The sequence below is a fragment of the Brevundimonas sp. genome, assembly GCF_024711105.1.
Classification (GTDB): Bacteria; Pseudomonadota; Alphaproteobacteria; order Caulobacterales; family Caulobacteraceae; genus Brevundimonas.
The window spans coordinates 22,556-29,077 of record NZ_JANJTL010000156.1 but is presented as its reverse complement, the minus strand read 5'-3'; the positions used below and the strand labels follow the sequence as shown (position 1 = coordinate 29,077).

At 67.6% G+C, this 6,522-nt stretch carries 6 protein-coding genes; 3 read left to right on the top strand and 3 right to left on the bottom strand.

The window, feature by feature from the left end; genetic code table 11:
* The first annotated feature begins 38 nt into the window (after positions 1 to 38).
* Genes Q0M60_RS12360 through Q0M60_RS12350 form a run of 3 tightly spaced genes read left to right on the top strand, consistent with a single transcriptional unit; the run spans position 39 to position 2,601 of the window.
* On the top strand, positions 39 to 935 hold the full coding sequence (locus tag Q0M60_RS12360) for a glycosyltransferase (protein ID WP_296819943.1): 897 nt from the start codon (positions 39 to 41) through the stop codon (positions 933 to 935).
* An 11-nt stretch (positions 936 to 946) separates the two neighbouring features.
* Complete coding sequence (locus Q0M60_RS12355) at positions 947 to 1,648, top strand: acylneuraminate cytidylyltransferase family protein (protein WP_296819941.1); 702 nt, start codon at positions 947 to 949, stop codon at positions 1,646 to 1,648.
* 2 nt (positions 1,649 to 1,650) lie between these two features.
* Complete coding sequence (locus Q0M60_RS12350) at positions 1,651 to 2,601, top strand: phosphoglycerate dehydrogenase (RefSeq protein ID WP_296819939.1); 951 nt, start codon at positions 1,651 to 1,653, stop codon at positions 2,599 to 2,601.
* On the opposite strand, the gene Q0M60_RS12345 is transcribed toward Q0M60_RS12350, so the two are convergent.
* The 3 genes from Q0M60_RS12345 to Q0M60_RS12335 all read right to left on the bottom strand — a co-directional run bounded on the left by Q0M60_RS12345 (position 2,598) and on the right by Q0M60_RS12335 (position 6,456).
* Positions 2,598 to 3,971: a hypothetical protein gene (locus tag Q0M60_RS12345; RefSeq protein WP_296819937.1), complete on the bottom strand. Its 1,374-nt coding sequence runs from the start codon at positions 3,969 to 3,971 to the stop codon at positions 2,598 to 2,600. The genes Q0M60_RS12350 and Q0M60_RS12345 overlap by 4 nt on opposite strands.
* Positions 3,972 to 4,072: 101 nt before the next feature.
* Positions 4,073 to 5,167 carry an aldose 1-epimerase gene (locus Q0M60_RS12340; RefSeq protein ID WP_296819935.1) on the bottom strand — a complete coding sequence of 365 codons (1,095 nt, stop codon included), beginning with the start codon at positions 5,165 to 5,167 and terminating at the stop codon, positions 4,073 to 4,075.
* Positions 5,167 to 6,456, bottom strand: a complete 1,290-nt coding sequence (locus tag Q0M60_RS12335) for a family 1 glycosylhydrolase (protein ID WP_296819932.1) — start codon at positions 6,454 to 6,456, stop codon at positions 5,167 to 5,169. Before Q0M60_RS12335 ends, Q0M60_RS12340 begins: the two co-directional genes overlap by 1 nt.
* Positions 6,457 to 6,522 lie beyond the last annotated feature (66 nt).

Here is a 6,522-nt window from a genome sequence, read left to right as displayed (position 1 = left end):
TCGCCGCGTCCACACGTCCACAAGGCCGAGCCTGAGCCATGGCTCGCCAGGCGCTCCAGGCCAGCATCGTCATCCGCACGCTCAATGAGGCGCGCTGGCTGCCGGAGGTGTTCGAGGCGCTCGAGCGCCAGACCCTGCCACGCGATCAGTGGGAGGTGGTGCTGGTCGACTCCGGCTCGACCGACGACACCCGCAAGATCGCCGAGGCGCACGGCTCGCGCCTCGTCGAGATCCGCAAGGACGAGTTCACTTTCGGTCGCTCGCTCAACCGGGGCTGCGAGGCCGCGCATGGCCGGGCGCTGGTCTTCATCAGCGGTCACTGCATCCCGACCTCCGATGACTGGCTAGAGAAGCTGATCGCCCCGCTGGGCCAGGACGACGTCGCCTACACCTATGGCCGGCAGGTCGGCCACGAGGTGAGCAAATTCTCCGAGCACCAGCTGTTCGCCAAATACTTCCCGGCCAACAGCGCCATCCCCAGCGAAGGCTTCTTCTGCAACAACGCCAACTCCGCCCTGCTGCGCGAGGTGTGGGAGACCCACCGCTTCGACGAAGAGCTGACAGGTCTCGAGGACATGGAGCTGGGCAAGCGCCTGGTCGCCGCCGGCCATCGCCTCGGCTACGTCGCCGACGCCGGCGTGATCCACATCCATGAGGAGACCTGGGGCAAGGTCCGCGTCCGCTACGAGCGCGAGGCCATCGCGCTCCAGGCCATCATGCCGGAGATTCACGTCGGCTTCGGCGACTTCCTCCGCTACGCCGCCTCGGGCGTCTTCCTCGACTGGGGCCAGGCCATCTCGGACAAGGTCTTCCTGCGCGAGTTCTGGAACATCGTGATGTTCCGGACCATGCAGTACTGGGGGACCTTCCGGGGCAACAACGACCACCGCCGCCTCTCCCAGGCGCGCAAGGAAGCCTACTTCTTCCCCCGCTGACCGGAACCCGCATGACAGACGCCAAGCGCCACGGACTCGTCGCCCTGTTGCCCATGAAGGCCAACAGCGTGCGGGTGCCCTCCAAGAACTTCCGGCCGCTGGCCGGCAAGCCCCTGTTCCGCTGGATCCTCGACAGCCTGCTGGCGCTCGAGGAGGTCGATCTGGTGGTCATCACCACCGACGCCCGCGATATCCTCGCCCAGAACGGCCTGCATGACGGCGAGGCGAACGGCCGGGTGATGATCCGCGACCGCAAGCCGGAGATCTGCGGCGACTTCGTCAGCATGAACCTGGTGCTGGCCGACGACATCGAGGCCGTGCCGGCCGACGCCTATCTGATGACCCACACGACCAATCCGCTGCTGTCGCCGGCCACCATCCGCGGCGCCATCGGCCGCTATCGCCAGGCCGTGGCGGCGGGCGAGGCGGACTCCCTGTTCACCGTCAACCGCATCCAGACCCGCTTCTACCGGGAGGACGGCAGCGCGGTGAACCACGACCCGGACAACCTCATCCGCACCCAGGACCTGGAGCCCTGGTTCGAGGAGAACTCCAACCTCTACGTCTTCACCGCCGACAGCTTCGCCTCGACCGGCGCCCGCATCGGCAAGAAGCCCGTCCTGTTCGAGACGCCCAAGCTGGAGTCCGTCGACATCGACGGCCCCGAGGAGTGGGACATGGCCGAGGCGCTCGCGCTCAGGACGCGGGGCTGATCATGGCCGATCGCGTCCTCGTCACCTGCCCGCCCATGCTGGGCCTCATCGACCGCTTCCGCGACCGCTTCGCCGAGCGCGGCATCGAGCTGGACGCCGCTCCGGTGGTCCAGACCCTGTCCGAGGCCGAGCTGATCGAGCGCCTGCCGCGCTACGACGGCTGGATCGCCGGCGACGACCCGGCCAACGCCCGCACGCTCGGCGCCGGGGTCCAGGGCCGCCTGCGCGCCGTCGTCAAATGGGGCGTGGGCGTCGACAATGTGGACTTCGAGGCGGCCAAGGCGCTCGGCCTGAACGTGGTCAACACGCCCCAGGTCTTCGGCCGAGAGGTCGCCGACGTCGCCATGGCCTATGTGCTGGGCCTGGCGCGCGAGACCTACCGGATCGACCGCGAGATCCGCCTCAACAACACCTGGCCCAAGCCGCCGGGCGTCTCCACCTGGAATAAGACGGCCGCCGTCGTCGGCTTCGGCGACATCGGCCGCCAGACCGCCAAGCGCCTGCTGGCCTGCGACATGAAGGTCATCGCCTACGACCCCTTCTTCGCGCCCTTCGAGGGCGTCGAGGTCGAGGGCGCCGAATGGCCGCAGCGCCTGGAGGAGGCCGACTTCCTGGTCTTCACCTGCCCGCTGAACGCCGCCACCCGGCACATGTTCAACGCCTCGATCCTGCCGCGCCTCAAGCCCGGCGTGCGCATCGTCAACGTCAGCCGCGGCCCGGTGATCGACGAGACGGCGCTGCTGGAGGGCCTGAACTCCGGTCTGATCCATTCCGCCGCGCTGGACGTCTTCGAGGACGAGCCCCTCGCGCCGGACAATCCCTTGCGCGCCTTCGACCGCTGCATCTTCGGCTCGCATAACGGCTCCAACACCGCCGACGCGGTCGAGCGCGTCTCGCACGTCGCCATCGACAAGCTTTTCGCCCTGCTCGACGCGGCTCCGCCGAAGGCCTAGCCGAACAGGCGGCGCTCGATCAGGTCGAGGTCCGGGCCGTCGCGCCGAAGCTCTTCCAGCAGGTCAGCGCTCGGCGCGTCCGCGCCTGCGCCCGCTTCGGCCAGCCAGTCGTCTAGGTGCGCGAAGATCATCCAGAGGATGTCTCGGCCTGCAGCGGTCATGCTCAAGGTCTGTCGCCGGAACTCCAGCTCGGCTTCCGGACGCTCCACGAACGGCAGGCGGAGGTAGGGGCCCCAGTTATCCGAGGGGGCGTTTGACGGAAATCCCGGAAACTCCGCAGGGTCGCCGTCTCCCGGTCGCACCTCCAGCATCAGCCCGCCGCCCGTGCGCTGGACCTTGAGCATCAGGCGCTTCCAGAACTGAGCGCCCAACCGCACCTCGGACACCGACAGGGTGGCATGGGCGTAGTCGCCCGTGTTCATCGTCTCGGCGAGGCTGACGTCCGTCCACACCGCCTTGCGGTACAGGGGCGTGTCGGAAGGCCGGACCAGCTCGGCCTCCAGGGTGCTACGCGGAAAGATTTCGAGCGCGCCGCCGACCGTGCAGTTCTTGATCAACCGGTGGTCCGCACGCCAGGCGTCCTCGGCCGCGCCCAGGGCCGCTTCCATCGCCTTCGTATCGGCCGCGTGCCAGGCCTTGCCCTTGAAATAGCGCGCGTCAAAATGATTGGGGTCGTCCTCGTCGTTCCGGATCGGATCGCCCTCCTCGGCCTGCTCGGGCTGGAGGTAGATGTTGTCGAAACCGACCAGCAGCGCCCGCTTGAAGCCCAGGTAGTAGGCCAGTTGCAGATTGAAGAAGCTGACGGTCGAGGACCATGAGATCCAGGACTCGGCGTTGGTCGAGAAGTCTGGCGAACCTCCACGCGCGTTCACGAACGTCACGTCGTTCTTTTCCGCCAGGCAGTAGGCCAGCCAGTAGGGGAAGAACTTGCGAGGGCCTTCCAGGCCATTGATCTCTTCGGCCGCCTGCTCGGCGACCAGCGGATTGACCACCGTGTAGTGGGTGACGTGGCGAAACAGGTCGGCGTCGAGGAAGGCGTAATTGGAGGCGATCACGGGGTGCCGTCCGAGCAGCGCCCGGTTGACCCATTTCAGGCTCGGCCCGTTCCCAAAGATGATGCAGGTGTCCGAGGTCCGCGCGTCTCGCGCCTCGCGCAATCCCTCGATCCCGCGTCCAAGCGCGGCGAGCTTCCAGACCGGATCGCAGCGCACGACCTTTGGGGCCGAGCCCCAGCAGACCTGCTCGTCGAAGGCGCCGCCTTCCAACGGTCCGGCCCAGGCCACCGCCGCGCCGGCGCCGGCCCACACACCGGCTGCCTCGCCCAGACCGGCCGCCTGACGCCGGGTGTCGGCGCCCGTTCGCTTCGGCACTCGATATATCCCCCGTTGAGCGCCCAGACTCACGCGCCGACGGCGTGCTAACAGCGAGGGTGGGACAGGCCAAACGACTGCACGGATTGCCGGCAGTCTTTTTATCTACAGCTTTTGCGTGTAAACCGGGCCGTATTGATCTGAAGCCTCACGAGATATCGCGCAGCCTGTCCCGGAACCAGCTTCGTCATCCCAGTTTTCCGCCTGCGCCATATCGCCGCGAACGGATCGGCCACGTTGAACTGCGGCTCAATAACCAGAACGGGCCGGTCCAGCGGCGCATAGACCTGCACGGCCTTCACGGCCGGGGAGGCGCTGGTGAGGGCGAGCCCGTAGCCGGCGGTGGGGTCCTCGAAGGCGAGCGCCAGTTCGCCGTCCTCCCTGACCAGATCGGTGAAACAGTCATCGAGGTAGAGATCGTCCAGCGCCCGCCCCTCCCGGAAGTCGTGGGGGGTCCCCGCGACGGGTGCGACCTCGCCGGTCGGCAGGACCGCGTCGTAGTCGTTGACCAGGGTCCGGGCGTTCGCCGGCAGGGTCAGGCGGGCCTGCTCGCGCCGACCGCTCGGCAGGTTGAACCACGGGTGCCAGCCGATGCCCATCGGCAGGACCTCGTCGCCGATGTTGGTGGCCGACACCCGCATCTCGAAGGCCGAGGCGCTCAGGGCGATCTCGAACTCGAGCCGGCACCGCGACGGCCAGCGGCCGCCGAAGTCGCCGGCGTCCAGCGCGCCGGTCAGCACCTCGGCGTCACCACGCCGCTCGACCCCATAGTCCGGCACGGCCGCGTCCAGGATCAGCCCGTGCATGGCGTAGCGTTCGGCGCCCGGGCGCTGGCCGCCCCAGTTGGCGGGCAGCCGCACGGTTCGGCCCGCCACCTGCGTCTCGATCTCCCGGCCGTCATCCGACAGCCGGCCGCGAATGCGGTTGGCGTAGGGGATCAGCAGCGCCCCGCCGAGCGAAAAGGACTTCGACCCGGCATGGTCGTCCGCCCCGCCGTCCAGCACCCGCGCAGCCTCCTCAGCCGAAGGCGACGCCAGCACGTCGAGCTCGCCCAGTTCGGGCGTCCGCGCCCGGATCTGCAGGGTGGTCATGCCCCGGCCGGGCAGGATGTCGGCGCTGACGAAGCCGCGATCCGTCGCCTCGGGCGCCCAAAGCGTGATGACCGGCAGGCCACCGATCCGCACGCTGGAGGCCATCAGGCTTCCTCGCGCTCGATTTCCTTTTCACCGGCCCTCAGCTCGCGCGCCTCGGCCCGCTGGCGCAGGGCCTGGCGATCCTCGTACTCGGACGGATAGACGATCGGCACCGACAGGCAGAGGCTCTGCACCGGCAGGACGTCCTTCCACTCGTGGATGATCTGGCGATAGCACTTGCCGACCGGCCGGATCTGGCGGTTCAGGTCATAGAGGCCGACGGGGTGCACCCGCCCGTTCGGCTCCCTCAGCGCCGTGTCCCAGTCCATCTGGTCGGTCAGGGAGTACCAGGTGAAGCCCACCGTCGGGATGCCGTCGTTGCGGCACCTCAGGACGTTGGCCCACTCCTTCCAGAGCCAGTTCACCGCCTCGTCGCCCTTGGGGCCTTCAACGATGTTGGTCTCGGTGTGCATGACCGGCAGGCGGTACCGGTCGTAGTACTGCCGGGTGATCTCGCTGTAGCCGAAGATCTCGCCCGAGGCCCGTGTGGTGCCGTCCGCCGACACCCGGTGCTCGTTCGTCCAGTAGTAGTCGTTGCCCAGGATGCAGTGGTGGCGCAGCCGGTTGCCCAGGAAGAATTCGTACTCCTGCTGCGTCATGCCGTTGTCGAGCAGGTAGCAGTACATCTCGGAATCGACGCGGTGGCCGTAGTTCAGGTCCAACGACAGGAACCGCATCGAGTTCAGGATCTCGGCCGGCTTGATGGCCCGCGGGTTCTCGGCGTGGAAATATTCCGAGCTCTCGCTCTGCACGAAGATGGCGTCCGGCCGGACCTCCAGGATGGCCCTCATGGCCAGCACATTGGCCTTCACGATGTTGGTCAGGGCCCGCACGAAGGTCTGGTCGGTGGTCCCCTCCTCGTTCCACCAGCCGTAGCGCGCCGAGAAGGTGGCGCAGATGAACATCTCATTGACCGGCGTGTAGAGCTGCACCCACGGGAAGCGCTGGGCGAACGCCCGGGCGTAGGCCTCGAAATGCTGCGGGAAGTCGACGTTCTGGAAGTCGCCGATCCAGTCCGGCACGCCGAAGTGGCACAGGTCCACGATCGGCACGATGTCGCGCCGCTTCAGGTCGTTGAAGGTGAGGTCCGCGAACTCCCAGTCGTACTTGCCGGGCCCCAGCAGGGTCGTGTGCAACGGCGGGCCATAGCGCAGGAAACGGATGCCCATCTCCTCGCACAGGTCGAAGTCTGTGCTCCACAGCCGGTAGTGGCCGCACGACTCCATCTGGTCGACCCGGATCGAGCCGCCCTTGATCTTGGGGATGCTGTTCTCGATCCCCGTTGCGAACATGAAGGTGGTGATCGTCCGCTCTCCATCGCCGCCCGGCCCGGTGACTTAACCGTGCGCGCGGCGATT

Bases quoted from the DNA above. Each gene is read 5' to 3' on its own strand.
- Q0M60_RS12360 (WP_296819943.1), top strand. From the start codon at position 39: ATGGCTCGCCAGGCGCTCCAGGCCAGCATCGTCATCCGCACGCTCAAT.
- Q0M60_RS12355 (WP_296819941.1), top strand. From the start codon at position 947: ATGACAGACGCCAAGCGCCACGGACTCGTCGCCCTGTTGCCCATGAAG.
- Q0M60_RS12340 (WP_296819935.1), bottom strand. From the start codon at position 5,167: ATGGCCTCCAGCGTGCGGATCGGTGGCCTGCCGGTCATCACGCTTTGG.
- Q0M60_RS12350 (WP_296819939.1), top strand. From the start codon at position 1,651: ATGGCCGATCGCGTCCTCGTCACCTGCCCGCCCATGCTGGGCCTCATC.
- Q0M60_RS12335 (WP_296819932.1), bottom strand. From the start codon at position 6,456: ATGTTCGCAACGGGGATCGAGAACAGCATCCCCAAGATCAAGGGCGGC.